This window comes from Streptomyces kryoterrae (genome assembly GCF_054072135.1).
Window position 1 is genome coordinate 1,261,312 of sequence record NZ_CM133358.1, and the last position, 23,515, is coordinate 1,284,826.

The following is a 23,515-nucleotide window of genomic DNA, read 5'->3' on the forward strand; positions in this document are numbered from 1 at the left end:
CACTCGGGTGCCCGGCTGGTCAGGTCCGGCCGTCGATCAGGTGTGCGGGTCTACCCCCTAGACCACAAGATCGGCGGAATCGGTTGCATCAGCGCCGAACAGATCCCGACCGACCTCCGCGGGGACCTCTGAGATATCTTGATGTCGAGCAATGTTGCAGACGTGGAGCGGAGCACCCGGTGACTGACTCGACCATCATCTACACGCACACTGACGAGGCGCCCGCACTGGCGACCCACTCGTTCCTGCCCGTGATCCAGGCGTACGCCTCGCAGGCCGGGGTGAACGTCGAGACCCGGGACATCTCGCTGGCCGGCCGCATCATCGCCGTCTTCCCCGAGTTCCTGGAGGAGGGCCAGCGCATCGCGGACGCCCTCTCCGAGCTCGGTGAGCTGGCGAAGACGCCCGAGGCGAACATCATCAAGCTGCCGAACGTGTCGGCGTCGATCCCGCAGCTCAAGGCGGCGGTCGCCGAGCTGCAGAGCCAGGGCTACGCGCTGCCCGACTACCCGGACGACCCGAAGTCGGACGAGGAGCGCGACATCCGCGCCCGCTACGACAAGATCAAGGGTTCCGCCGTGAACCCGGTGCTGCGCGAGGGCAACTCCGACCGCCGCGCCCCCGCCTCGGTGAAGAACTACGCCAAGAACCACCCGCACCGCATGGGCGCCTGGACCCCCGAGTCCAGGACCAACGTGGCGACGATGGGCGAGAACGACTTCCGCTCCACCGAGAAGTCCGTGGTGATCTCCGAGGCCGGTTCGCTGCGTATCGAGCTGGTGGGCGAGGACGGTTCGACCAGCGTCCTGCGTGAGTCCGTACCCGTGCTCGCGGACGAGGTCGTCGACGCCTCCGTCCTGCACGTCGCCGCGCTGCGCGAGTTCCTCACCGCGCAGATCGCCCGCGCCAAGGCCGAGGGTGTGCTGTTCTCCGTGCACCTCAAGGCCACGATGATGAAGGTCTCGGACCCGATCATCTTCGGCCACGTCGTGCGCGCGTTCTTCCCGAAGACGTTCGCGCAGTACGGCGAGACGCTCGCGGCGGCCGGCCTGTCCCCGAACGACGGGCTCGGCGGCATCCACAAGGGCCTGGAGGCGCTGCCCGAGGGCGCCGCGATCAAGGCGTCCTTCGACGCCGAGCTGGCCGAGGGCCCGGCGCTGGCCATGGTCGACTCCGACAAGGGCATCACCAACCTGCACGTGCCGTCCGACGTCATCGTCGACGCCTCGATGCCGGCCATGATCCGCACCTCCGGCCACATGTGGGGCCCGGACGGCCAGGAGGCCGACACCCTCGCGGTCCTCCCGGACTCCTCCTACGCCGGCGTCTACCAGGTCGCGATCGACGACTGCCGCGCCAACGGCGCCTACGACCCGTCGACCATGGGCTCGGTCCCGAACGTCGGTCTGATGGCGCAGAAGGCCGAGGAGTACGGCAGCCACGACAAGACCTTCGAGATCCCGGCCGCCGGTACGGTCCGGCTCGTCGACCAGGCGGGCAACGTGGTGATCGAGCAGTCGGTCGCCGCCGGTGACATCTTCCGCGCCTGCCAGACCAAGGACGCGCCGATCAGGGACTGGGTGAAGCTGGCCGTCACCCGCGCCCGCGCCACCGGTGACCCGGCGGTGTTCTGGCTGGACGAGACCCGCGCGCACGACGCCAACCTGATCGCCAAGGTCAACGCGTACCTGGACGAGCACGACACCGAGGGCCTGGTCATCCGGATCCTGAACCCGGTCGACGCGACCAAGCTGTCGGTGGAGCGCATCCGGCGCGGCGAGAACACCATCTCGGTGACCGGCAACGTGCTGCGCGACTACCTGACCGACCTGTTCCCGATCCTGGAGCTGGGCACCAGCGCCAAGATGCTGTCGGTCGTCCCGCTGATGGCGGGCGGCGGCCTGTTCGAGACGGGCGCCGGCGGCTCCGCCCCGAAGCACGTCCAGCAGCTCGTCAAGGAGAACTACCTGCGCTGGGACAGCCTGGGCGAGTTCTTCGCGCTGGCGGCCAGCTTCGAGCACCTCGCCACGACCACGGGCAACGCGCGTGCCCAGGTCCTCGCCGACACCCTCGACCGTGCGACGGCGACCTTCCTCAACGAGGACAAGTCGCCGACCCGCCGTGTCGGCGGCATCGACAACCGGGGCAGCCACTTCTTCCTGTCCCTGTACTGGGCGCAGGAGCTGGCGGCGCAGACGGAGGACGCCGACCTGGCGAAGGCGTTCGCCGCGTTCGCCGAGGCGCTCACCGCGAACGCGGAGACGATCGTCGCCGAGCTGAACGCCGTTCAGGGCAAGCCTGTCGACATCGGCGGGTACTACCAGCCGGACGTCGAGAAGGCGAAGACGGTCATGCGGCCGTCGGCCACCTGGAACGAGACGCTGGCGACCCTGAGCTAGTGCCTGCGGCGCCTGAGCGGTTCGGGTAGGCAGTTCGTCGGCTGCGGGCCGACGGAGGCCGGTCGCGCCCCGCGGCGGAGCCGCAGCCGGATACAGCCCCGCGCCCCTTACGGGCCGCTCCACCGCAGCCGAGTTCAGCAGTTCACCGATCGGCCCCCGGGACCCGCACCTGCGTCCCGGGGGCCGATCGTCATGACGGGCCGGTGTTTCTGACTCTTGCCAGTACGTCGCGGATCATGTCCGCGCTGATCGTGAAGTGCTCGCGGGCGATCTTCTCCGCCTGCTCCGGTTCACCGGCCGCGACCGCCTCGTAGAGCGCCCTGTGGTCCTCGCCGCCCCTGTGGAAGTGGGTGCGTTCGCCCTTGCCCCAGGGTTCGACCGGGAAGCCGAGGCTGGCCCGGGCCAGCAGGTCGCGGCTGAGCATGGCGATCTGGGGATTGTGCGTGGCGTCGCAGACGCTGCGGTGGAAGGCGCTGTCGGCGGCGTGTTCCTCGCGCGGGTCGCGCGCGGACAGATAGGCGGTCAGGGCGTCGCGCATGGGTACGAGGTCCTCGGGGCGTCGGCGCCGGGCCGCCGTCGCCGCCACCATCCCCTCCACCAGCCCACGCAGGTCGAAGAGTTGTTCGAACTCTGCCCAGCGCGGCACCAGGGTGCGCCGGACGGCGGCGCCGGAGGACTCGCTCCAGCTGTCGCGCACGTAGGCACCGCCGTTGCGGCCCCGGCGGATCTCGATGACACCGACCGCCTGGAGCCGGCCGACCGCCTCACGCACCGTGGGACGGCTCACCCCCAGCAGCGTGATCAGCTCGCGCTCGACCGGCAGCCGCTCCCCCGGCAGGAAGTCGCCCACGGCGATGGCGGTGAGCAGCCGGTCGGAGACCTCGTCGACCGCCGAGGCCACCCGCACCGGGCGCAGTTCGGGCGAGGGCGCGCCACCGCCGGACAGGGCACGGTCGAGCACCCGCGAGAACTCGTCCCCGGCACCTGATCGTGCCGACGGCTCAGGCGGTTCTGGTGACTCCGATACGACGGTCAGCGGTCCTCCCCGGTCGGTCGCGGATTCCGGGCGCGTGAACGCGCAGTTACTTCTGCCGGGCCCCCGCTAAAAGGACTTAAAAGGTCTTGTGGACTGAGCATTTACCCAAACAGTATGTCAGTCATCCCCGGACACCAATCCTTTTCAGACGCCGACTGGCTTGATTCTGCCCGTCCCCGGAGGCTCTTCAGTGGCGATACCCGAACCCAAACACACCGGGACCATCGACTTCAACGGCTGGTCCACCTGGTACCGCATCACCGGCGAACCCGGCAGGACACCGCTGGTGGTCCTGCACGGCGGCCCCGGCGCCGGTCACGACTACACGCTGCGCATCGCCGGCATCGCCCAGCAGGGCCGTCCGGTGGTCCACTACGACCAGCTCGGCATCGGACGGTCCACCCATCTGCCCGACGATGGCGCCGGCTTCTGGACCGTCCAGCTCTTCCTCGACGAACTCGACAACCTGCTGGGGAAGTTGGGCATCGCCGACGCCTACCACCTGCTCGGCCAGTCGTGGGGCGGCATCCTCGCCGCCGAGCACGCCGTGCGCCGTCCCGCCGGGCTGCGCGGTCTGGTCATCGCCAACTCCCCCGCCTCCATGGAGCTCTGGCTGGCGGGCGCCGCCGAACTCCGCTCCGCGCTCCCGCCCGAGGTGCAGAAGACCCTGCTCGTCCACGAGGCGGCCGGGACCACCGACCACCCCGACTACCACGCCGCCGAGCAGGTCTTCTACGAGCGCCATGTGTGCCGTACGGTCCCGGCGCCCGCCGAGGTGCAGGCGACCTGGGACAACATCGCGGCCGACCCGACCGTCTACCACACGATGAACGGGCCGAACGAGTTCCATGTCATCGGGACCATGAAGGAGTGGTCGGTCGTCGACCGGCTGCATCTGATCGACGCGCCGACCCTGCTGGTGTCCGGCCGATACGACGAGGCGACACCCGAAACACTCCGGCCCTTCGCCGATCTCATCCCCGATGTGCGCTGGCACATGTTCGAGCACTCCAGCCATATGCCGCACGTCGAGGAGGAGGAGCTCTACCTCCGGATCGTCGGCGACTTCCTCGACTCCGTCGACTGAGGCTCCGGCCCAGTCCCCCTCAGCCCTCAGCAGCTTCAGCACCCGCTCCACCGACGGGAGTTCCCCGATGACCCGGATCACCAGACGTACCGCCCTCGCCGCCGTGACCGCCGCGCTCGCCCTCACCGCGACCGCCTGTTCGTCCTCCGACGACGGCGGCGACGGCGCGTCGAACCCGACCTCCACCGCCAACGGCGGCACCGAGTCGGCCGCGTTCCAGCCCGCGCACAAGGGCGGCACGCTGAAGCTGGTCGCCCACGCAGCCGCCGGAACCTTCGATCCGCAGGTCAACTACACGCTCCAGTACTGGCAGTTGTACCAGTCGATGTACGACGGTCTGCTGGCGTTCAAGAAGACCGGCGGGCAGGAGTCGTTCACCGTCGTTCCGGATCTGGCGGCGGCCATGCCGACGGTCAGCAACGGCGGGAAGACGTACACCTTCACACTCCGCAAGGGGATCAGGTTCTCCACCGGGAAGGCGGTGACCGCCGACGACGTGGTGGCGTCCTTCCAGCGCGTCTTCAAGGTGTCCAGCCCGACCGCGGGCACCTTCTACAACGGGATCGTCGGCGCGGACGCCTGTCTCAAGACCCCGGCGTCCTGCACCCTCGCCAAGGGCGTCGTCGGTGACGCGGCGGCCGGCACGGTCACCGTCAACCTGACCGCGCCGGACCCGGAGTTCCCGTACAAGCTGGCCGTTCCGCACGCGAGCATCGTGCCGAAGGACTCGCCGACGAAGGACGCGGGCACCGAGCCGCTCCCCACCACCGGCCCGTACATGGCGGCCTCCTACGACCCGAACCGGGCGTTGAAGCTGGTGCGCAACCCGTACTTCAAGGAGTGGTCGAGTCAGGCGCAGCCGCAGGCCTACGCCGACAACGTCGACTACACCTTCGGGCAGACCGTCGAGTCCGAGGTGACCGCCGTCCAGAACGGCTCGGCGGACTGGATGTTCGACCCGCCGCCCGCCGACCGGCTGAACGAGATCGGCACGCAGTACGCCTCCCAGGCGCACGTCAATCCGCTGACCGCGTTCTGGTACGTCACGCTGAACGTCAACTCGGCCCCGTTCAACAACAAGTTGGCGCGCCAGGCCATCAACTGGGCGGTCGACCGGAACGCGGTGGTCGGGCTGTACGGCGGCAAGAACCTCGCCTCGCCCGCGTGCACGATCCTGCCGCCGGGCTTCCCGGGGCACGTCGACAAGTGCCAGTACACCAAGGGCGGCGGGAAGTCCTGGTCGGCGCCGGACCTCGCCAAGGCGAAGGCGCTGGTCAAGCAGTCGGGAACGGCCGGGCAGGAGGTCGGCATCGTCGTGCAGGACGACGAGGTCAACAAGTCGATCGGGCAGTACCTGCAGAGCCTGCTGACCCAGCTCGGCTACAAGGCGACGCTCAAGCCGCTGTCCGCGAACATCCAGTTCACGTACATCCAGAACACCAAGAACAAGGTGCAGTTGGCGCTGACGTCCTGGTACCAGGACTACCCGGCCGCCTCCGACTTCCTCAACGTGCTGCTGTCCTGCGCCTCGTTCCACCCGGGCAGCGACTCCAGCATCAACATAGCCGGGTTCTGCGACAAGGGGATCGACGCCCGGATGCAGACCGCGCTGAAGACCGGGCAGACCGACCAGAAGGCCGCCGACCAGCAGTGGGGCACGATCGACCAGGACATCATGGCGCAGTCCCCGGTGGTACCGGTGATCAACCCGAAGATCATCGACTTCACGTCGAAGCGGGTCGGCAACTACCGGTTCAGCAAGCAGTTCTACATGCTCGTCGGGCAGTTGTGGGTCAAGTGAGCAGCACAGCAACCCAGTTGGCCTCCCCCACGGCCCGGCGACGTTCGCCGGGCCCCTGGCGGACCGCCGCCGCCGACCTGTTGCGCAACAGGTCGGCGATGGCCGCGGCCCTCGTGCTGCTCGCCGTCGTCGCGGTGACCCTGTGCGCCCCGCTGTACGCCGACCACATCGCGCACACCGACCCGTTCCAGTCCCATGTCTCCGGGACGACCGTCGTGGACGGGAAGACCGTGCCGGTGCTCACCCCGAGCAGTACCGGGCTCGGCCTCGGCGTCACGCCCATCGGCCCCACCTGGGACTTCGGCCACTACTTCCTCGGCGCCGACAACCAGGGCCGGGACGTGATGGCCCGGCTGCTGTACGGCGGCCGTACCAGCCTGTTCATCGGGGTCACGGCGGCGCTGCTGTGCTGTGTCCTCGGTACGGCGGTAGGGGTCCTCGCCGGGTACGCGGGCGGGGTCGTCGACGCGGTCATCGCCCGTGTCCTGGACGTGATCTGGGCCTTCCCGGTGTATCTGCTGGCCATCTGTCTGTCCGTCGTCCTGCTCACCGACGGTCTCAGCCTCGGACCGGTCACCGTCGAGGCCGGGAGTCTGTGGCTGCCGGTCGTGATCATCGCGGCGATCTACGTCCCGTACGTGGCCCGGCCGATGCGGGGGCAGGTGCTGGTGCTGCGGAACAAGGAGTTCATCCAGGCGTCCATCGGGTCGGGCGCGCCCGCGCTGCGGGTGATGCGCCGGGAGGTGCTGCCGAACGTACTGCCCACGGCGATCGTGTTCCTGCCGCTGATGACCGCGCTGGCGATGCTCACCGAGTCGGCGCTGTCCTTCCTGTCGGTCGGCGTCCAGCCGCCCGACGCCAGTTGGGGCACGATCATCGAGGACGGCCTGGGACTGCTGTACACCCGCCCGACCGTGACCATCGCCCCCGGGCTGCTCATCGCGCTGACGACTGCCGCCCTCAACGTCCTCGGCGACGGGGTGCGCGACGCCCTCGACCCGAACGCCCGACTGCGCGGAGGGGTGTGATCCCATGCTGTACTTCGCGCTGCGGCGCTTCCTCTCCGCGCTGCTGGTGATGTTCGCGATCAGCGTGCTGGTGTTCCTGATCTTCTTCGCCACCCCGGGAGTCGACCCCGCCGCCCGGATCGCGGGCCGCAACGCCGACCCGGCCACCCTCGCCCAGGTACGGCACTCCTTCGGCCTCGACCGGCCGCTGCCCGTCCGCTATCTGCTGATGATGCGGCACCTGTTGATCGACCGGGACCTGGAGTCGTTCGTCAACCGCGGCTCGAAGGTCATCCCGCAGATCGTGCAGGCCATGCCGGTGACGCTGTCGCTGGTGATCGGGGCGGCGGTCATCTGGATGACGGTCGGCATCCTCATGGGCACGGTGGCGGCCACGCTGCGCGGCACGGCCGCCGATCCACTGATCATGCTGGTGGGCGTCGTCGGCGTCTCGCTGCCCGCCTACTGGCTCGGCGAGGTCGTCAACCTGCTCACCCAGAAGCGTCTGCACGACTCGGTGTTCTCCTGGGTGCCACCGCCCGGGTACGTCGAGCTGGGCAAGGACCCCGGCCAGTGGGCACTGCACCTGCTCTTCCCGTGGCTGACCCTGGCGCTGCTGTACGCCGGCATCTACGCCCGGCTGCTGCGCGGCGAGGTCGTCAGCGCGCTCGGCGAGGACTACGTACGCACCGCACGGGCCAAGGGGCTGTCCGAGCGGCGGATCCTGGTCCGGCACGCGCTGCGCTGCTCGCTCATCCCGATCGTGTCGCTGTTCGGCCTGGACTTCGGCGCGCTGGTGGGCGGTGCGGCCCTGCTCACCGAGGTCGTCTTCGGCCTGCCCGGTGTCGGCAAGCTCACCTTCGACGCGCTGCAGAACCTGGACCTGCCCGTGATCATGGGGACGGTCATGTACGCGGCGTTCTTCGTGGTCCTCGCCAACGCGCTGGTCGACATCCTGTACGCGCGACTCGATCCGAGGGCCCGCCATGTCTGAACTCCTGCTGGACGTACGGGATCTGCGGATCACCTTCCGTACCCGCACCGGCACGGTCACGGCCGTCGACGGGCTCTCCTTCTCGGTCGCCCCCGGCGAGATCCTGGGTGTGGTCGGCGAGTCGGGTTCCGGCAAGAGCGTCTCGATGCTGGCCGTGCTGCGGCTGCTGACCAGCCCCAACGTCACCGTGACGGGCGAAGTCCTCTTCCGTGGGCGGGACTTGCTCGCTCTCCCCGACAAGGAGATGCGGTCGGTGCGCGGCCGGGAGATCGCCATGGTCTTCCAGGACCCGATGACCGCGCTGACGCCGGTCTACACGGTCGGCTGGCAGATCGCCGAGCAGATCCGGGCGCACGAGAGGGTGTCCAGGAAGGAGGCGCTCGCGCGGGCCGTCGGGCTGCTGTCGGACGTGGGCATCCCGGACGCCGGTTCGCGCGTCGACGCCTACCCGCACGAGTTCTCGGGCGGTATGCGGCAGCGGGCGGTCATCGCGATGGCCCTCGCCTGCGGTCCGGCGCTGCTGATCGCCGACGAGCCGACCACCGCGCTCGATGTGACGATCCAGGCCCAGATCCTCGACCTGATGCGGGAGTTGAACGCGCGCGGTTCGGCGGTCGTGCTCATCACGCACGACATGGGTGTGGTGTCCGAGATCGCCGACCGGGTGCTGGTCATGTACGGCGGGCGGGCGGCCGAGGAGGGCCCGCGCCAGGCTGTGTTCCACGGCCCCCGGCATCCGTACACCTGGGGGCTGCTCGACTCGGTGCCCCGGGTCGGCGGGCCGCGGCTGCGCCGGCTGCCCACCATCGCGGGCGTGCCCGCGTCGCCGGACAGTGTGCCGGCGGGGTGCGCGTTCGCGCCGCGCTGCCCGGCGCGCCACGACCGGTGCGACGAACGCCCGGTACTGAGCGGCGAGTCGGGGCACCTCGACGCCTGCTGGCTGCCGGGCGAGGAGCGCGCGTCGGCCCGTACGGCGCACTCGACACCGGACAGGAAGGCAGCACCGTGACCACGGACCCCCAGACCGGAACCGGCGGCGCCGACGTGCTGTTGCGCGCCACGGACGTCACCAAGCACTACCCCCTGCGCGGCGACTCCCTCACCCGACGCCGCAGGGTGCTGCGGGCCGTGGACGGGGTCTCGCTGGAGGTGCGCGGGGGTGAGACCCTCGGCATCGTCGGCGAGTCCGGCTGCGGCAAGTCGACGCTCGGCCGCTGTCTGGTCCGGCTCACCGACATCACGGGCGGGCGGGTCGAGTTCGACGGGCAGGACATCACCACGCTGTCCGCGCGCCGGCTGCGTCCCGTGCGGCCGGGGATACAGCTCGTCTTCCAGGACCCGCAGGCCTCCCTGAACCCGCGCCGGCGCGCCGGGGACATCGTCGCCGAACCGCTGCTCATCCACCGGTACGGGAATGCCGCCGCCGTCCGGCGCCGGGTGGCCGAACTGTTCGACGTGGTGGGGCTGGCCGCGGCCCATCTGGACCGGTACCCGCACGAGTTCTCCGGCGGCCAGCGTCAACGCATCGGTATCGCCCGGGCGTTGGCGACGTCCCCGAAGCTGATCGTCGCCGACGAACCGGTGTCCGCGCTCGATGTGTCGATCCAGGCGCAGGTGCTGAACCTGTTCGCCGATCTCCAGGACGAGTTCGGGCTGACGTACGTCTTCATCGCGCACGACCTGGGTGTGGTCCGTCATGTCTCGGACCGGATCGCGGTCATGTACCTCGGCGAGATCGTCGAACTCGCCGACACGGAGACGCTGTACGGGGCTCCCGCGCACCCCTACACGGAGGCGCTGATGTCGGCGGTCCCGGAGATCGACGACGGGACGGGCGCCCCGGACGCGCCGCGCCGGGAGCGGATCGTCCTCACCGGGGACGTGCCCAACCCGGTGGCCAAACCGGCCGGTTGCACCTTCCACACGCGGTGTCCGTACGCGCGGGAGGTGTGCGCGGTGGAGCGGCCCCGGCTGGTCACGACGGTGGCGGGGAGTGCGGTCGCCTGCCACTACCCGCTGGTGGCGGTGAGTTGACGGCGGCGTCCGGGGGCGGGTCCTCAGTGGATCCGCCCCCGGCGGTCGTGCGTCGCGTCAGACGCGCAGCCACTGCGTCATGACGACCTCCGCGTCCGTCCGCAGCCGGAGCGCGAAGGGGCCGGTGACGTGCAGGTCGCCGGCGAAGCGGCCCATGTCGTCGGCGGTGAGGGTGGGCGGCGAGGCGAGCTGCGGACCGCTCAGCACCTCGATCCTGGCCTCCTGCGGCGGTAACACCTGCCCCATCAGACCCTGCGCGGTCACCTCGATGTCGACCGTCAGTTCATCCGTGTGGAAGGTCAGCATGCGGGGTGGGTCCTCAGCGCCTCTGACGGGGATGCCGTGGACGAGCGAGTCGAAGGTCAGCTCGGCCAGTCGAGTGTCGAGCGAGAACAGGGCGTAGGCCTCCACGGCGGTCTGCTGGAGCTGCGCCGGAACCGGATCCATGATGGCGACGGCCTGACGCAGCGTCTCCTCCAGGAGGTCGTTGTCCAGCGAGTCGTCGCCCTCTGATTCCGCCAGGCCGGCGGCGTCGGCGTCCAGTTCTTCGTCGAAGCCGTCCGTGCCTTCAGTACCATCCGTGCCGTTCATCTCGGCCGCGCCGTCCCTGTCGTCGGAGTCGTGGGGTAATCCGTCGTTGTCGTGCGCGTTGTTCACAGCACCCCCCGGGCGACGAGCCGTACCCGCAGCCGGCGCAGGCAGCGCTGGCGCAGGGGGCCGATGCTGCCGACCGCGATACCGAGGCCGGCGGAGATCTCCTGGTAGCTCGGTGGCGGCGTGGACATCAGGATGCGCAGCAACTGCCTGCAGCGGGCGCCGAGTTCCTCGAACTCCTGCCATAACCGCCGGATGCGCTCCGCCTCGGTGGAGGCCTCCTCGGACTCGATCACCCGCTGCTCGGGCGTACGGTCGTCGCTGATCCGGTCGAGCAGCTGGGCGTCGTCCGTCGGTGTCAGCCGGTGGCTGCTCTTGATGACCTTGAGACACTCGTGCCGTGCGGTGCTCGCGAGCCAGGAACCGGCCTTCTCCGGTTCACGGATACGGCCCAGGTGCTGGGCGAAGCGGAACCAGACGGTCGAGTACACCTCGTGCGCGTCCGCGTCGGACAGCCGGTGGGCGCGCGCCACCGACCACACCAGCGGGCTCAGCCCTTCCACCAGCGCCTTCCAGCCCGCCGCGTCGCCGTCGACGGCGGACCGGACCAACGCGCCGACCGCAGCTCGGTCCACGTCCCCACCCCTCGTGTACGGCCAGTCATCGTACGCCGTGGAAGGGGGTGCTCCACTCGTCCTGCGCATGGTCCTCACTCGATTTGTCCTTGTACGGAGGCCTGTTGACCTCAGCTGGCGGGCGGGATGTCCACGACCGGCACCGGGCTCCACGTGGGCGGGATCAGCGCGGGTACGACCGCGCCCCGGACCTCAGCGAACTCGGTGTTCGCCGCGAGGAGTTGCTGCCGGGCGACGCGCGGGTCGGCCTCCTTGTGGGCGGTCATGTGGGCGGCGATCAACGCGGCGACCACCGGGGTGGCGAACGAGGTGCCGCTCCACTGTGCGAACCCCTCGAACACCACCTGGTCCGGGGTGCCCGAGGTCGTCTCGTGGTCCCCCGAGAGCACGCCGAGGTGCTGGGGGGCCTGGCAGGTGCAGGCGTAGGTGAAGTGGTGGCGGCAGGTGCCGTACGTGCTGTGCTGGTAGATGTACGGCACCGGTGCCTGGAAGCCGGTGAGCGCGCCGGTGAGACGCTCGCCGGGGGCGTAGACCTTCACCCACGCGCCGTGGTTGGTGAAGCAGGCGCCGAACTCACCGTCGCTGCGCAGGGCGCCGACGGAGATCACCGACTGGGCGTACTCGGGCTTGTCGGCGTAGGCCGCGGGCCAGAAGGGGGTGGCGCTGGCGTTGTTACCGGCGGCGGCGACCAGCAGGGTGCGCGGCTGCTCGCGCAGGGCCTCCATGAACGCGGCGAGGCCGAGCAGGCCTTCCGTGCTGCCGTTCGACGTGCCCGCGGAGAGGCTGATGATGGCCGGCCAGCCGTCGCGTTCGACGGCCTCGAAGAGCTTGTCGCCGAACTCGGACTCCAGGATCGCGCCGGCGTCGTTGAGGGTGTTGCGGGAGACGATGTCCGTGTTGGGGGCGACGGCCGCGACGAGCCCCGAGATGAACGTGCCGTGCCCGGCGTACTGCTTGAGCACTCCGTCCGCGTCGCACTCGTCGAGCTGGGCGTCACCCTGGACGTGGGCCATCGCCGGGTAGGACGCGTAGTCGTGCATCAGGCCGGTGTCGATGACCAGGACGCCGACGGCGCTGTCCGCGTCGTAGCCGCTGTCCGCCACCGCCGGGTTGGGCCCCGCGGTGTACGGGACGGGCACGGGCTCGTCGCCGGGGCAGGCGTTGACAGAGGCGATGTGCACCACGTGGTTGCGGCTGACCAGGCGGCGCCCCGCGTTGCCCTCCGTCTCCCTGAGCGCGCGCAGCGCGCCCGCCACCGCGCGGTCGCCGCGCCGGCCGCCCCCGGCCGGGTCGCCGACCTGGATCCGGGTGATGCCCGACCGGTTGGTCTGCGGGCTCGCCCGGCGCACGTCGTCGGCGGTCAGGCCGGCGGACGCGGTGAAGTGCGCGCGCACGGCGTCCTCGACGATCCGCGCCTCCTCGCCGTCGCGGGCGAGGACGACGCCCTTCTCGTAGATGAACTCGGCGGCGTCGTCCGGCCCCATCGCCAGCTCGACGCCGGGCATGGAGCGCTGGATCTGGTCGAACTGCTCCTGGAAACGCTGAGGTGCCATGGAATGTCCCCCCTTGAACCGATCCCCTGTTGCCTCTATGGAGAGCCGCCGCGCAGCCGCGTGATACAGGGGCCGCGACACGTCCGTTGATACAGGGATCGATCAGGGACGGACAACGAGTTATCCATGGCCAAACGTGTGTGACGCGGGGCGCGGAGCACTACCATCCGTGGGGTGACAGCGGGAAGCGACACGGTTCTCGAACTACTGCCGATGGTGTTCGCCCGTCCGAAGGACGCCCTCGCGCGCGCGGAGAACGTTCTCGGCAGCGATCCGACACCGTTGCACGCCTCGGTCGCCCATCAGGTGATCGGTATGTGGCAGCGGGACTTCGGCGACATGCGCGTCGCCCTGCGCCATCTGCGGCGCGCCCGCGATCTCGCGGCGGACGCCGGGTCGGCGGAGCGTGAGGCGGACGTCCTCGGCACGCTCGGCGTGGCACTGGTCCACGCGGGCCGTACCCGACAGGGCCTGGCGGCGTTCGAGCAGGGCGTGGACCGGGGTACGGGCCATACACGCGCGCGCGTGCTGTACCGGCGGGCGTACGCGTGGTGGGTGCTGGGGCATCATCGCGAGGCGCTGGACGACGTACGGCGGGCCATTCCCGTGCTGCGACAGGCGGACGACACCATCTGGACGGCGCGGGCGCTGACCCTGCGGGCCACCGTGCATCTGGCGCTCGGCCGACCCGAGCGGGCCGACGCCGACTTCACCGCCGCCGAGCAGCTGTGGGACACCACGGGCCAGGAGCACGACAAGGCCGATGTCGTCGAGAGCCGGGCGCTGGCCGCGTACCGGGCCGGTGACATCCCGGCGGCGCTGCGTCTGTTCGACGAGGCGGCCGAGCGGTACGCCCGGCTGGGCACGCCGATCTTCATGTTCTACATCCGCCGCTGCGAGGTGCTGATGGCCGCCGGGCTGGCCCCCGAGGCGGTCGCGGAGGCCGATGCGGCGCTCGGGGTGCTCGACGGCATCGGAGGGCAGAGCACCCGCAAGGCGGAGCTGCTGCTGACCGCCGCGAAGGCCGCCCGGCTCGCGGACGATCCGCACACCGCGATCGCCCGCGCGGCCGTGGCCGTACGTCTGTTCGCCGGGCAGCGGCGCAGCTGGTGGGAGGTGCACGCCCGGCTGGTGCTGCTGGAGGCGCGGGTCGCGACCGGGCGGACGTCGGGTCGGCTGGTCGCGGACGCGGCGGCGCTGGCCGACCGGCTCGCCGCCTTCGGTTCGCCGGCCGCGCCCGAGGCGTCGCTGCTCGCGGGCCGGATCGCGCTCGCGCTGGGCTGGACCGAGGACGCGGAGAAGCATCTGCGGGTCGCCGCCCGCAGCCGGCGTGTCGGTCCGCCGCTGGCGCGGATGACGGGCTGGGCGGCGCAGGCGCTGCGCGCGGAGGCGGCCGGGTCGGGGCGGGGTGTACTGGAGGCCTGCCGGCGTGGGCTCGCCGTCCTGGACGACCACCGGATGACGCTCGGCGCCTCGGAGTTGCGGGCCCGGGCCACGGCGCAGGGCGCCGAACTGGCCGCGCTGGCACAGCGGGCGACCCTGGAGTCCGGTGGGCCGCGGCGGCTGCTGGTGTGGAGCGAGCGGCTGCGGGCCACGGTCCTGTCGGCGCCGCCCGTCCGGCCGCCCGACGACCCGGCGCTCGTACAGAGCCTCACCGCCTTCCGGGAGATCGCGGCCCGCGCGGAGGAGGCCCGGATCGACGGCCGCCCGGTACCGGCGCTGGAGCGCGAACAGCGGCGCCTGGAACGGGAGGTGCGCGCCCACACTCTCCACATCCGCGGCGAGTCACCCGGCAGCGGACGCCGCTTCGACCCCGGCCGGCTGCTCGAACGTCTCGGCGGTGGCGTGCGGTTGGTCGAGATCGCGGTCGTGGACGGCCGGGTGCAGGTGCTGTTGTGCGGCGAGGGGCGGGTGCGTCGTTTCGAGGCGGGGCTCCTCGCGGACGCGGTGACGGAGGCCGAGCACGTACAGGCCGGGCTGCGGCGGCTCGCGCATCCGGGGGCCGAGGGCAGGCTGCCGGTGCTGGAGGCGGCGGGGCGCCGGCTGGAGGAGCTGCTGCTGGGTGCGGCGGTCCCTCACCTGGGCCCCGGCCCGGTGGTCGTGGTCCCGCCGGGGAGGCTGCACCGGGTCCCCTGGGCCCTGCTGCCCTCCCTGCGGGAGCGGGTGCTCAGTGTGTCCCCGTCGGCGAGCAGTTGGCTGCGCGCCCAGGAGACCGGGCCCCCGCCGGGCGGGCGGCACGTCCTCGTCCGGGGGCCGGGCCTGGCGAGCGGCGGGGCCGAGGTGCCCGACCTGGCCGACCGGTACGGCAGACCGACGGTCCTGGAACACGAGGGCGCGCGGGTACCCGCGGTGCTGGACGCGCTCGACGGGGCCGTGCTGGCCCATATCGCGGCCCACGGCACCTTCCGGGCGGACAGTCCGCTCTTCTCGTCGCTGCGGATGGCCGACGGCCCGCTGATCGTGCACGACTTCGAACGCCTCGACCGCAGCCCGTACCGGATCATCCTGTCCAGCTGCGACACCGGCCGCCTGGCGAACGTCGGCGCGGACGAACTCCTCGGCCTGGTGACGGCGTTGCTCCCGCTGGGCACGGCGGGCGTGGTGGCCAGCAGCGCACCGGTCAACGACGCGGCGGTGGTCCCACTGATGCTGGCCCTCCACAAGGGCCTCAGCGCGGGCCTCTCCCTGGCCGAGGCCCTGCGCGACGCCCGCGCGTCCCTACCAGGGGACGCGACGCACCAGGCGACGGGCTGGGCCTTCTCGGCGTTCGGCTCAGCCTGAGCCCCGCCCGGCGATCACGCGGACGGGGCAGCCGGGATCTCGTCCACCAGCCACAACAACGCGCCGGTCAACAACAACGCCGTGGCCACACCGACACCAGCCCGGCCCCCTGCACAGGTCCCTCCCCCGCCCAGGCCATGCACGCCACCCGAGCCGACCCCTACCGTCACGCGGACTGGGCGGCAGAGGGCTCGTCCAGGAGCCACAACAGCGCGCCGGTGAACAACGAAGCCGTGGCCACACCGACACCAGCCCGGCCCCCTGCACAGGTCCCTCCCCCGCCCAGGCCATGCACGCCACCCGAGCCGACCCCTACCGTCACGCGGACTGAGCGGCAGAGGGCTCGTCCAGGAGCCACGAGAGGGTGGTCCGGTCGCTTGCGCCCAGTCGGGTGTACGCGCTGTACAGGTGGTTTCCGACCGTGCGGATGGACAGTGTGAGCCGGTCCGCGATCTGACGGTTGCTCAGGCCGGTCGCCGCCAGAGTGACGATCTGGCGCTGGCGGGCGGTGAGTTCGCCGAGGACCAGACCGGACAGGGCCGGGGTCCGGGCCCCCTGGCAGCGCCGGGCCAGGGTCATCGCACGGGAACGGGACCTGCGGGCGGCTCGCGGGTCGCGGTGCGCCGGGACCGCCTGGGCGTGCGCCTCGGCCGCGAAGAGCAACAGGCCCCGCCGCTCCAGGAGTTCGGCGGCCCGGTCCAGCGCGGGGCCGTCCTGGCGGACGAGCGCGTCGGCGTGCCGGGCCAGGGGTTCGGCGCCCTCGCCGGGCAGTTGGGCAAGCCGGTCCGCGACCAGGTGCGGGGCCCCGAGGCGTACGGCGTCGTACAGAACGTACGCCTCCCCCTCTCCGCCCTCGGGGTCCGTGACCGACTCCAGCGCCCCGGCGATGTCGCCGTGCGCCGCCCTCAGCCACGGCGTGGCCCGCCCTGGGGACGCGGTGGCGACCTCGCTCAACTGGGTTGCCGCCAGCGCCAGTTCCGTTCGGCAGGACGGGTCGTCCGGAGCGGCGCGCAAGCCTTCCCGGGCCCAGGACATGGCCTCGCGCAGTTCGCCGCGCAGTCGGGCGAAGCGGGCCCGTACGGTCGCGTAGTCGGCCGGTACGGCAGGGTGCGGGGCCGTACTCTCGGCCGTCAGCCAGTCTCCGACGGGGCCCGCCGGTTCCTGGACGTCGGTGCGTTCGATGCGGTCGGCCAGTTCGGCGCGTTCCGCGTCCAGGGCCGACGCGCACTCGGCCGGGGTGCGGGACAGCCGCCTGGCCCGGAGTTGCCCGGCGCCCGCGCGCAGGACGGGGCCGTGCACGGGGTGGGCGAGGCGGACCTCGGACAGGGCGTCGACGCGGATCAGGCCGTCGGCTTCGAGGCGTTCGAGTGCGCCCAGGTCCAGGTCGGCCAGGTCCAGCGGGAGCGGTTCGCTGAACGCCAGGCGTTCCAGGGCGTCCCGTTCCTCGGCGCAGGCGCGGTGCAGGCCCCGGCCGGCCCGTTCGCGTACCGCAGCCGTCATGGGAACCGGGCCTCGCCACATCAACTCGTCTTCTTCCAGCGTGAGTTCATCGCGCTCACGCATCGCGCCGACCAGATCGCGCAGCAGCCGCAGGTCGCCCTGGCAGAGGTGGTGCAGACGGCGGGCGGTGAGCGGCTCGACCGGACCGCCGGCGCCGGCCGCGACCAGTTGGGCGGTCTCCTCGCGCGGCAGCGGTTCCAGCGCGAGACGCGGCAGCACCTCGCCGGTCCACAGCCGGGACACCGCGCCGGGCGCCGGGGCGCCGTCCGTGGCCACCACGAGCAGCCGGGTGCGTCCGTGCACCGCGAGCTGGTGGACCAGGGCGGCCGAGGAGTCGTCCAGCAGATGGGCATCGTCGACCAGCAACGTTCGTACCTCGGACAGGAGTTGGACCGCACGGTGCAGGGAGACCTGCTCCGGGAGGAGGTGGGCGAACGCGGCGAAGGGGATGCCCCGGGTCTCGGGCGTGCCGATCACCTTCGCGCAGTCGGTGCCCCGGACGGCCTCCGTGACGAGACGGGTCTTGCCGCGCCCGGCCGGTCCTGTCACCACGACGCCGTGCCGTTCGGCCGCCAACGAGCGGCGGATCAGCTCCAGTTCGTCGACCCGGCCGGTGAACGGCCAGGGCAGTTCAAGGGTCTTGGTGTCCTGTACGAAAGTCGTCACGTGAACAAGAGCGGGGCTACTCAGCTTTGATACAGGCCGACTTGAGTAGCCCCCGACTCAGGCGCCCGAGCCCCTGTGAGCAGCACTCTGTTCCGCATGAACGCACGGTTCTGCTCGCTTCCGCAGCAACCGGCCCCCACCTTCACACCGGGGTTGCCGGCCGAGCGGCTCAGTGCGCTCCTCTCGGGGCGCCTGATGTGGGTGAACGGCACCGTGCTGCACTACTACTTCTTCGACCGGGACAGCGACGGCTCGGTCATCCCACTGCCGGGGACGGGGGAATCGCGGTGGGAGTCGTGGGTCGGCGCCGAGGCACAGCGCGATGTCGTCCGCGACTGCTTCCGGGAGTGGCTCGACCTGGGGATCGGGCTGTCGTTCGTCGAGGTGCGCGACCGCTCGGAGGCCGAACTGCGCATCGGGTTCCAGACCGGTGACGGTTCGTACTCCACGGTCGGGCGGGACGCACTCTCGGTGGGCCTGGGGCGGCGCACGATGAACTTCGGCTGGGATCTGACCGCGCACGGGGAGCGCGCGACGGCCCTGCACGAGATCGGGCACGCCCTGGGCCTGCTCCACGAGCACCAGAACCCGTTCGCCGGCATCCACTGGGACGACGAGGCCGTGTACGACGACCTGGCCGGGCCGCCCAACTTCTGGGGCCGCGACAAGACGTACTTCAACATTCTCCGCAAGCTCGACCCGGACGAGGTCAACGGCTCCGTCTGGGACCCGCTGTCGATCATGGAGTATCCGTTCTCGGCGGGGCTGGTCCTCGAACCGGAGCAGTTCCGGTCCGGGGTGAGGCCCCTGGGGACGCTGTCCCCGGCCGACAAGGAGTTCGTGCTCCGCTGGTATCCGCCGACGGGCACGTGCAGGCCGGCCGAACTCGCGCCGTTCAGGTCCGCACCCTTGTGCCTCGGCGCGGGCGAGCAGGCCGACTTCGGCATCGCGCCGCCGGAAACCCGTGACTACACCGTGGGGACCTTCGGGGAGAGCGACACGGTCGTCGCGGTCTTCGAGGAGATCGACGGCGAGCCCCGTTACCTCTCCGCCGAGGACGACGGCGGCACTCCGCACAACGCCCACGTCAGGATCCGGCTCGTCAAGGGCCGCCACTACTTCGTCCGCGTACGCCTCTACTCCACATGGGGATCGGGGGAAACGGCCGTCATGTGCTGGTGAAGCCGGGGGGCAGAGACCAGCACATGACGGCCGCCGCGAACGAATCAGACCACCGTCGGGCACTCGGGGGAGCGGTCGAGGACGTCACCTTCATGGGGGAGGGTGACGTCCTCGACCACGCCATGCACGTCGGTTTCAGGACGCCGCGCGTTCGCCCACTGCCTCGGCGTCGGGGTGGGCGAGGCCGAGGTGGTCGCGGAGGGTGGTGCCTTCGTACTCGGTGCGGAAGACGCCGCGTTCCTGGAGGAGCGGGACGACGGTGTCGGCGAAGGTGTCGAGGCCGGTCGGGGTGATGTGCGGAGCGAGGATGTAGCCGTCGCTGGCGTCGGCCTGGACGAAGTCGTTGATGGTGGCGGCGACCGTCTCCGGGGAGCCGACGAAGTTCTGGCGGTTGCCGGTCTCGATGACGAGGTCGCGGATGGACCAGTTGTTGGCCTGTGCCTTCTCGCGCCATTCGCGGGCGGTGGCCAGGGGATCGCGGTACATCCGTACCTGGGCCCGGCCGCGGGCGATGGTGTGTTCGCCGAGGTCGGGGTCGATGTCGGGGAGGGGGCCGTCGGGGTCGTAGGCGGACAGGTCCCGGTTCCAGACGAACTCCAGGTGCTTGATCGCGGTGGCCCCGCTGACCTGCTGGCGGCGCACTACGCGGGCGAGTTCCTCCGCCTCGGCGTCCGTGTCGCCCAGCACGAAGCTCGCGGCGGGCAGGATCTTGAGCTCGTCCGGGCGGCGGCCGTACTTGCCGAGGCGGTTCTTGACGTCGGTGTAAAACTCCTGGCCCTCGGTGAGGGTGGCGTACCGGCTGAAGATGGCGTCCGCGGTGGAGGCGGCGAACTCGCGGCCCTCGTCGGAGTCGCCGGCCTGGAAGATGACCGGGCGGCCCTGCGGGGAGCGGGGCACGTTGAACTGGCCCTCGATGTCGAAGTGCTGCCCCTGGTGCACGAACGCACCCGCCTTCGCGTCCCGCAGGAAGGTGCCACTCGACTGGTCGGCGAGGATCTCCTCGCCGTGCCAGGAGTCGAAGAGCTCGCCCGCGGTCTGCAGGAACTCCTTCGCCCGTGCGTAGCGCTCCTGCTGGGGCAGGAAGCCGCCGCGGCGGAAGTTCTCGCCGGTGAAGGCGTCCCAGGAGGTGACGACGTTCCAGGCGGCGCGGCCGTCGGAGAGATGGTCGAGGCTGGCGAACTGGCGGGCCACCTCGTAGGGCTCGTTGAACGTGGAGTTGATCGTCCCGGTCAGACCCAACCGGTCGGTGACGGCCGCGAGCGCGGTCAGGACGGTGAAGGTGTCGGGCCGTCCCACGACGTCCAGGTCATAGATTCTGCCGCCCTGTTCACGCAGCCGCAGGCCTTCGGCGAGGAAGAGGAAGTCGAACTTCGCGCGTTCGGCCGCCTGCGCGAAGTGGGCGAAGGAGCTGAACTCGATGTGGCTGCCGGCCTGCGGGTCGCTCCACACGGTGGTGTTGTTGACACCGGGGAAATGCGCGGCCAGATGGATCTGCTTCAGCGGCTTGCTCATGGTCGTACGGTCCTTCCAGTTCAGGCGCTGACAGCAGCGGAAGCAGTGGCCGTGGTCGCGTAGCGGTTGGCGGGGCGGGAAAGCCCGAGCAGTCCGCGCAGGGTGTCGGCCTCGTAGGCCTGGCGGAACAGGCCACGGCGCTGGAGTTCGGGAACCAGCTTCCGGGTGATCGCCGGGAGGTCGTGCCCGGCGACGGACGGCCGCAGCCGGAACCCGGACAGCCCCGCCGACGCCAACTCCTCCAGCAGATCCGCGAGTTGCGCGGGCGTACCGGCGAAGATCCGGGCATCACTCGTGTACGCGTATCCGGCGAGGCCGTCCAGGCGTTCCCGGCGGGATGTCGCGGCGGCCTCGGTGTCGTCGAGGAAGACCACCAAGTCCCCGAAGACATGCAGGAGTTCACCGGAGCGGCCGGCCGCCGACTGCTCGGCGCGGATCTCCTCGACGATCGCCCGGGCCTGGCCGGCGTCGTGCGGGGTGACGTAGCCGACGTCGGCCGAGCGGGCCACCAGCCGGTAGGGAACCGTCGCGTGGGCCAGAGCCGTCACGACCGGCTGGCCCTGCGGCGGGCGAGGCGTGATCGAGGGACCCTTGACGCTGAAGTGCGGGCTCTCGAAGTCGACGTAGTGCAGCTTGTCCCGGTCGATGAAACGGCCGGTGGCGGTGTCACGGATCTCCGCGTCTTCCCAGCTGTCCCAGAGCCGACGCACCACCTCCACATAGTCGACAGCCTCGTCGAAGAGGGCCGCCACGGACTCCCACGCCTGGGGGCCGTTAAGGGGATCGATGTGCGGTACCGGGCGGCGGCCGAAGTGCGCGGCCTCGTTCTGGCGGGCGGTGATCTGCACGCGCAGACCCGCACGGCCGGTGCTCACATAGTCGAGGGTGGCGATCGCCTTCGAAAGGTGGAACGGCTCCGTATGGGTGGCCACGACCGTCGGGACGATGCCGATGTGCCGGGTCAGCGGGGCCACCCGCGCCGCGATCAGGACGGCGTCCAGACGGCCCCGGACCTGGTCGGTGCGGCCGTCCGGCTCGGTGAGGTGCGAGGACTGGAGACCGAGACCGTCCTCGACGGTCACGAAGTCGAGCAGCCCCCGCTCGGCCTCCGCGACCAGATCGGCCCAGTACCGGGCAGTGAACAGCTCACGCGGCCGGGCCACGGGCTCACGCCAGGCGGCCGGATGCCAGCCGGCACCGTCCAGGGCGACAGCGAGATGCAGAGGAGAGGGTGACAAGGACACGAGAGTGACGCCTTCCTGATCGACCGTACGAAAGGACGAGACAGCAGGTCAGGGGCGACAGAGCGCGCCGGCCACACGCAGGAGGTCGATGTGCCGCCGCGAGTACAGCCTCGGACGGCACGGAAGGGGCTTGGGCACGACGTGGTCAACAACCCGGCGACGCCGCGTGTTCCGGTTCTTTGTGTCGGCCGGATGAACACCGGCCGGGTTCAGCGCCCCAAAAAAGCGCGGGGCTGTGTCGGCATGCGGCTCCGCCGCGTGGGCGCGACCAGCCCCACCAACCCGCGGCCTACGAACCGCCTATCCGGCGGAGCGCTCCGCATACGCGGCCCAGTCCAGGATCTGAACGGCCGCCCCCGCGGCCTCCAGCCCCCGGCAGTCGGCGTGGTGCCGGCGGGCGATGGCGTCGAGGTCGAGGTGCGGGCCGAAGGACGGGTGGGCGGCAAGGCGGCGGGCGTAGGCCCACAGGGCCGGGTGGTCGGCGACGCGGTGCACGGCGGCGGCGTCCAGGTGCCAGCGGTGCACGGTGTCGAGGCGGACCAGGCTGACCCACAACTCCACGTCGGCGGCGGTCAGTTGGTCGCCCAGCAGATACGGGTCCGCGGCCAGCCGCGCGTTCAGCGAGCCCAGGGTGCGCAGCAGGGAGGTGAGCGCGTCAGTGCGGTCGTCGTCCTCGGCGGCGGCGTCTCCGGCTCGCTGGGCCGCCGTGTCGATACCCTGGACGCACAGGCGTTCGACGGCCTCGATCTCCGCCTCCTGCCCGCACGGGTACAGCGTGGGACGACCGCCACCGAAGTGCCGGGACAGGTCGCGCAGGATGTCCGGGGTGTGTGTGCTGACGATCCGCCCCGACCAGTCGTCGCTGAGCACCGGGACCGTGGCCGCGCCGGAGTAGCGGTGCGCGCTCGCCTCGTACAGCGGGCGCAGTGCGGAGTGTTCGCCGCCGGGGGCGTCGGGCACGGCGGGCAGTTCGGTCACGGGACAGGCCGCGCCGAGGCCGAGCAGGCTGTGGGTGACGGCGATCCGGAGACAGTCCGGGTCGGCCGGGGACAGGTGGAGGCGGTAGCGGCGCGGCACGGCGTAGTGGCCGCTGCGCGCGTCCCGGCCGAGCCGGCCGCGGAAGGCCGGGACCGGGCGGGCGGAGGTGGCGGCCAGTGGTGTGACGGTCATGAGTCTCCCCAGGTGTGGTGCGCAGACGTACGCGCGGCGGAAGGCGTAGTCGGGGGCCGCCGTTGTGGCGCAGGGGTGGGCGGCCGGGCTCAGCGCAGGGGGCTGATGGAGCTGCAGACGCGCTGCAGGTCGATGTGCCGGCGGGAGGTCAGCAGCGGGGTCGGCCGGGGTGTGTGAACCACCCGACTGGCGTTCGACTCCACGCGCATCTCGTTTCCCTACCTTTTCACTAGGATTCCCATGGGGAGTGTCGATCGGCTCGCGGCCCACGTCAAGGGCGTCTCGTACGGCGGACGGTGTCGGCCCCACATGTCTCCGGT

At 71.1% G+C, this 23,515-nt stretch carries 19 protein-coding genes; 9 read left to right on the top strand and 10 right to left on the bottom strand.

All coding sequences use genetic code 11. The features are described 5' to 3' along the window. Window positions 1-179: 179 nt before the first annotated feature. Window positions 180-2,399: an NADP-dependent isocitrate dehydrogenase gene (locus ACW4TU_RS05235; RefSeq protein ID WP_457425081.1), complete on the top strand. Its 2,220-nt coding sequence runs from the start codon at window positions 180-182 to the stop codon at window positions 2,397-2,399. Between the two features lie 190 nt (window positions 2,400-2,589). Here the strand turns inward: ACW4TU_RS05235 and ACW4TU_RS05240 are convergent, their stop codons facing one another. Then, on the bottom strand, window positions 2,590-3,360 hold the full coding sequence (locus tag ACW4TU_RS05240) for a FadR/GntR family transcriptional regulator (RefSeq protein ID WP_457425083.1): 771 nt from the start codon (window positions 3,358-3,360) through the stop codon (window positions 2,590-2,592). 265 nt (window positions 3,361-3,625) lie between these two features. On the opposite strand from ACW4TU_RS05240, the gene ACW4TU_RS05245 reads away from it, so the two are divergent. The 6 genes from ACW4TU_RS05245 to ACW4TU_RS05270 all read left to right on the top strand — a co-directional run bounded on the left by ACW4TU_RS05245 (window position 3,626) and on the right by ACW4TU_RS05270 (window position 10,358). Then, window positions 3,626-4,522 carry a proline iminopeptidase-family hydrolase gene (locus tag ACW4TU_RS05245; RefSeq protein WP_457425085.1) on the top strand — a complete coding sequence of 299 codons (897 nt, stop codon included), beginning with the start codon at window positions 3,626-3,628 and terminating at the stop codon, window positions 4,520-4,522. Between the two features lie 67 nt (window positions 4,523-4,589). After that, window positions 4,590-6,323: an ABC transporter substrate-binding protein gene (locus tag ACW4TU_RS05250; protein ID WP_457425087.1), complete on the top strand. Its 1,734-nt coding sequence runs from the start codon at window positions 4,590-4,592 to the stop codon at window positions 6,321-6,323. After that, window positions 6,320-7,351: an ABC transporter permease gene (locus ACW4TU_RS05255; protein WP_457425089.1), complete on the top strand. Its 1,032-nt coding sequence runs from the start codon at window positions 6,320-6,322 to the stop codon at window positions 7,349-7,351. The genes ACW4TU_RS05250 and ACW4TU_RS05255 overlap by 4 nt, the downstream gene beginning before the upstream one ends. Window positions 7,352-7,355: 4 nt before the next feature. After that, entirely contained in the window at window positions 7,356-8,324 is a 969-nt protein-coding gene (locus ACW4TU_RS05260) for an ABC transporter permease (protein ID WP_457425091.1), read from the top strand. Next, entirely contained in the window at window positions 8,317-9,333 is a 1,017-nt protein-coding gene (locus ACW4TU_RS05265) for an ABC transporter ATP-binding protein (RefSeq protein WP_457425093.1), read from the top strand. Before ACW4TU_RS05260 ends, ACW4TU_RS05265 begins: the two co-directional genes overlap by 8 nt. Next, complete coding sequence (locus ACW4TU_RS05270; protein ID WP_457425095.1) at window positions 9,330-10,358, top strand: ABC transporter ATP-binding protein; 1,029 nt, start codon at window positions 9,330-9,332, stop codon at window positions 10,356-10,358. Before ACW4TU_RS05265 ends, ACW4TU_RS05270 begins: the two co-directional genes overlap by 4 nt. Window positions 10,359-10,415: 57 nt before the next feature. Here ACW4TU_RS05270 and ACW4TU_RS05275 read toward each other — a convergent pair whose 3' ends face one another. The 3 genes from ACW4TU_RS05275 to ACW4TU_RS05285 all read right to left on the bottom strand — a co-directional run bounded on the left by ACW4TU_RS05275 (window position 10,416) and on the right by ACW4TU_RS05285 (window position 13,140). Next, window positions 10,416-10,949, bottom strand: a complete 534-nt coding sequence (locus tag ACW4TU_RS05275; RefSeq protein ID WP_457430716.1) for a hypothetical protein — start codon at window positions 10,947-10,949, stop codon at window positions 10,416-10,418. Window positions 10,950-11,011: 62 nt separating this feature from the next. Further along, window positions 11,012-11,656: an RNA polymerase sigma factor gene (locus tag ACW4TU_RS05280; RefSeq protein WP_457425097.1), complete on the bottom strand. Its 645-nt coding sequence runs from the start codon at window positions 11,654-11,656 to the stop codon at window positions 11,012-11,014. A gap of 41 nt (window positions 11,657-11,697) precedes the next feature. Next, a complete protein-coding gene (locus ACW4TU_RS05285; protein WP_457425099.1) occupies window positions 11,698-13,140 on the bottom strand; it encodes a S8/S53 family peptidase in 1,443 nt (480 codons plus the stop codon). 213 nt (window positions 13,141-13,353) lie between these two features. Here ACW4TU_RS05285 and ACW4TU_RS05290 point away from each other — a divergent pair, with 213 nt between their 5' ends. After that, window positions 13,354-15,921 (top strand): CHAT domain-containing protein, encoded by a 2,568-nt coding sequence (locus ACW4TU_RS05290; protein ID WP_457430718.1) that lies wholly within the window; start codon window positions 13,354-13,356, stop codon window positions 15,919-15,921. 318 nt (window positions 15,922-16,239) lie between these two features. On the opposite strand, the gene ACW4TU_RS05295 is transcribed toward ACW4TU_RS05290, so the two are convergent. Next, on the bottom strand, window positions 16,240-18,087 hold the full coding sequence (locus ACW4TU_RS05295; protein ID WP_457425101.1) for a LuxR family transcriptional regulator AbsR2: 1,848 nt from the start codon (window positions 18,085-18,087) through the stop codon (window positions 16,240-16,242). 96 nt (window positions 18,088-18,183) lie between these two features. Between ACW4TU_RS05295 and absR1 the strand changes: the two genes are divergently transcribed. Continuing rightward, window positions 18,184-19,269 (top strand): beta-glucuronidase AbsR1, encoded by a 1,086-nt coding sequence (gene absR1, locus ACW4TU_RS05300; RefSeq protein WP_457425103.1) that lies wholly within the window; start codon window positions 18,184-18,186, stop codon window positions 19,267-19,269. Window positions 19,270-19,404: 135 nt separating this feature from the next. Here the strand turns inward: absR1 and ACW4TU_RS05305 are convergent, their stop codons facing one another. The 5 genes from ACW4TU_RS05305 to ACW4TU_RS05325 form a co-directional block, all read right to left on the bottom strand. After that, window positions 19,405-20,781 carry an NtaA/DmoA family FMN-dependent monooxygenase gene (locus tag ACW4TU_RS05305; protein WP_457425105.1) on the bottom strand — a complete coding sequence of 459 codons (1,377 nt, stop codon included), beginning with the start codon at window positions 20,779-20,781 and terminating at the stop codon, window positions 19,405-19,407. A 20-nt stretch (window positions 20,782-20,801) separates the two neighbouring features. Beyond that, window positions 20,802-22,025: an LLM class flavin-dependent oxidoreductase gene (locus ACW4TU_RS05310; protein ID WP_457425107.1), complete on the bottom strand. Its 1,224-nt coding sequence runs from the start codon at window positions 22,023-22,025 to the stop codon at window positions 20,802-20,804. 48 nt (window positions 22,026-22,073) lie between these two features. Further along, window positions 22,074-22,163 (bottom strand): putative leader peptide, encoded by a 90-nt coding sequence (locus ACW4TU_RS05315; protein WP_457425109.1) that lies wholly within the window; start codon window positions 22,161-22,163, stop codon window positions 22,074-22,076. 162 nt (window positions 22,164-22,325) lie between these two features. Next, window positions 22,326-23,195 (bottom strand): glutathione S-transferase C-terminal domain-containing protein, encoded by an 870-nt coding sequence (locus ACW4TU_RS05320; RefSeq protein WP_457425111.1) that lies wholly within the window; start codon window positions 23,193-23,195, stop codon window positions 22,326-22,328. A gap of 89 nt (window positions 23,196-23,284) precedes the next feature. Then, window positions 23,285-23,404: a putative leader peptide gene (locus ACW4TU_RS05325; protein ID WP_343240213.1), complete on the bottom strand. Its 120-nt coding sequence runs from the start codon at window positions 23,402-23,404 to the stop codon at window positions 23,285-23,287. Between the last annotated feature and the right edge of the window lie 111 nt (window positions 23,405-23,515).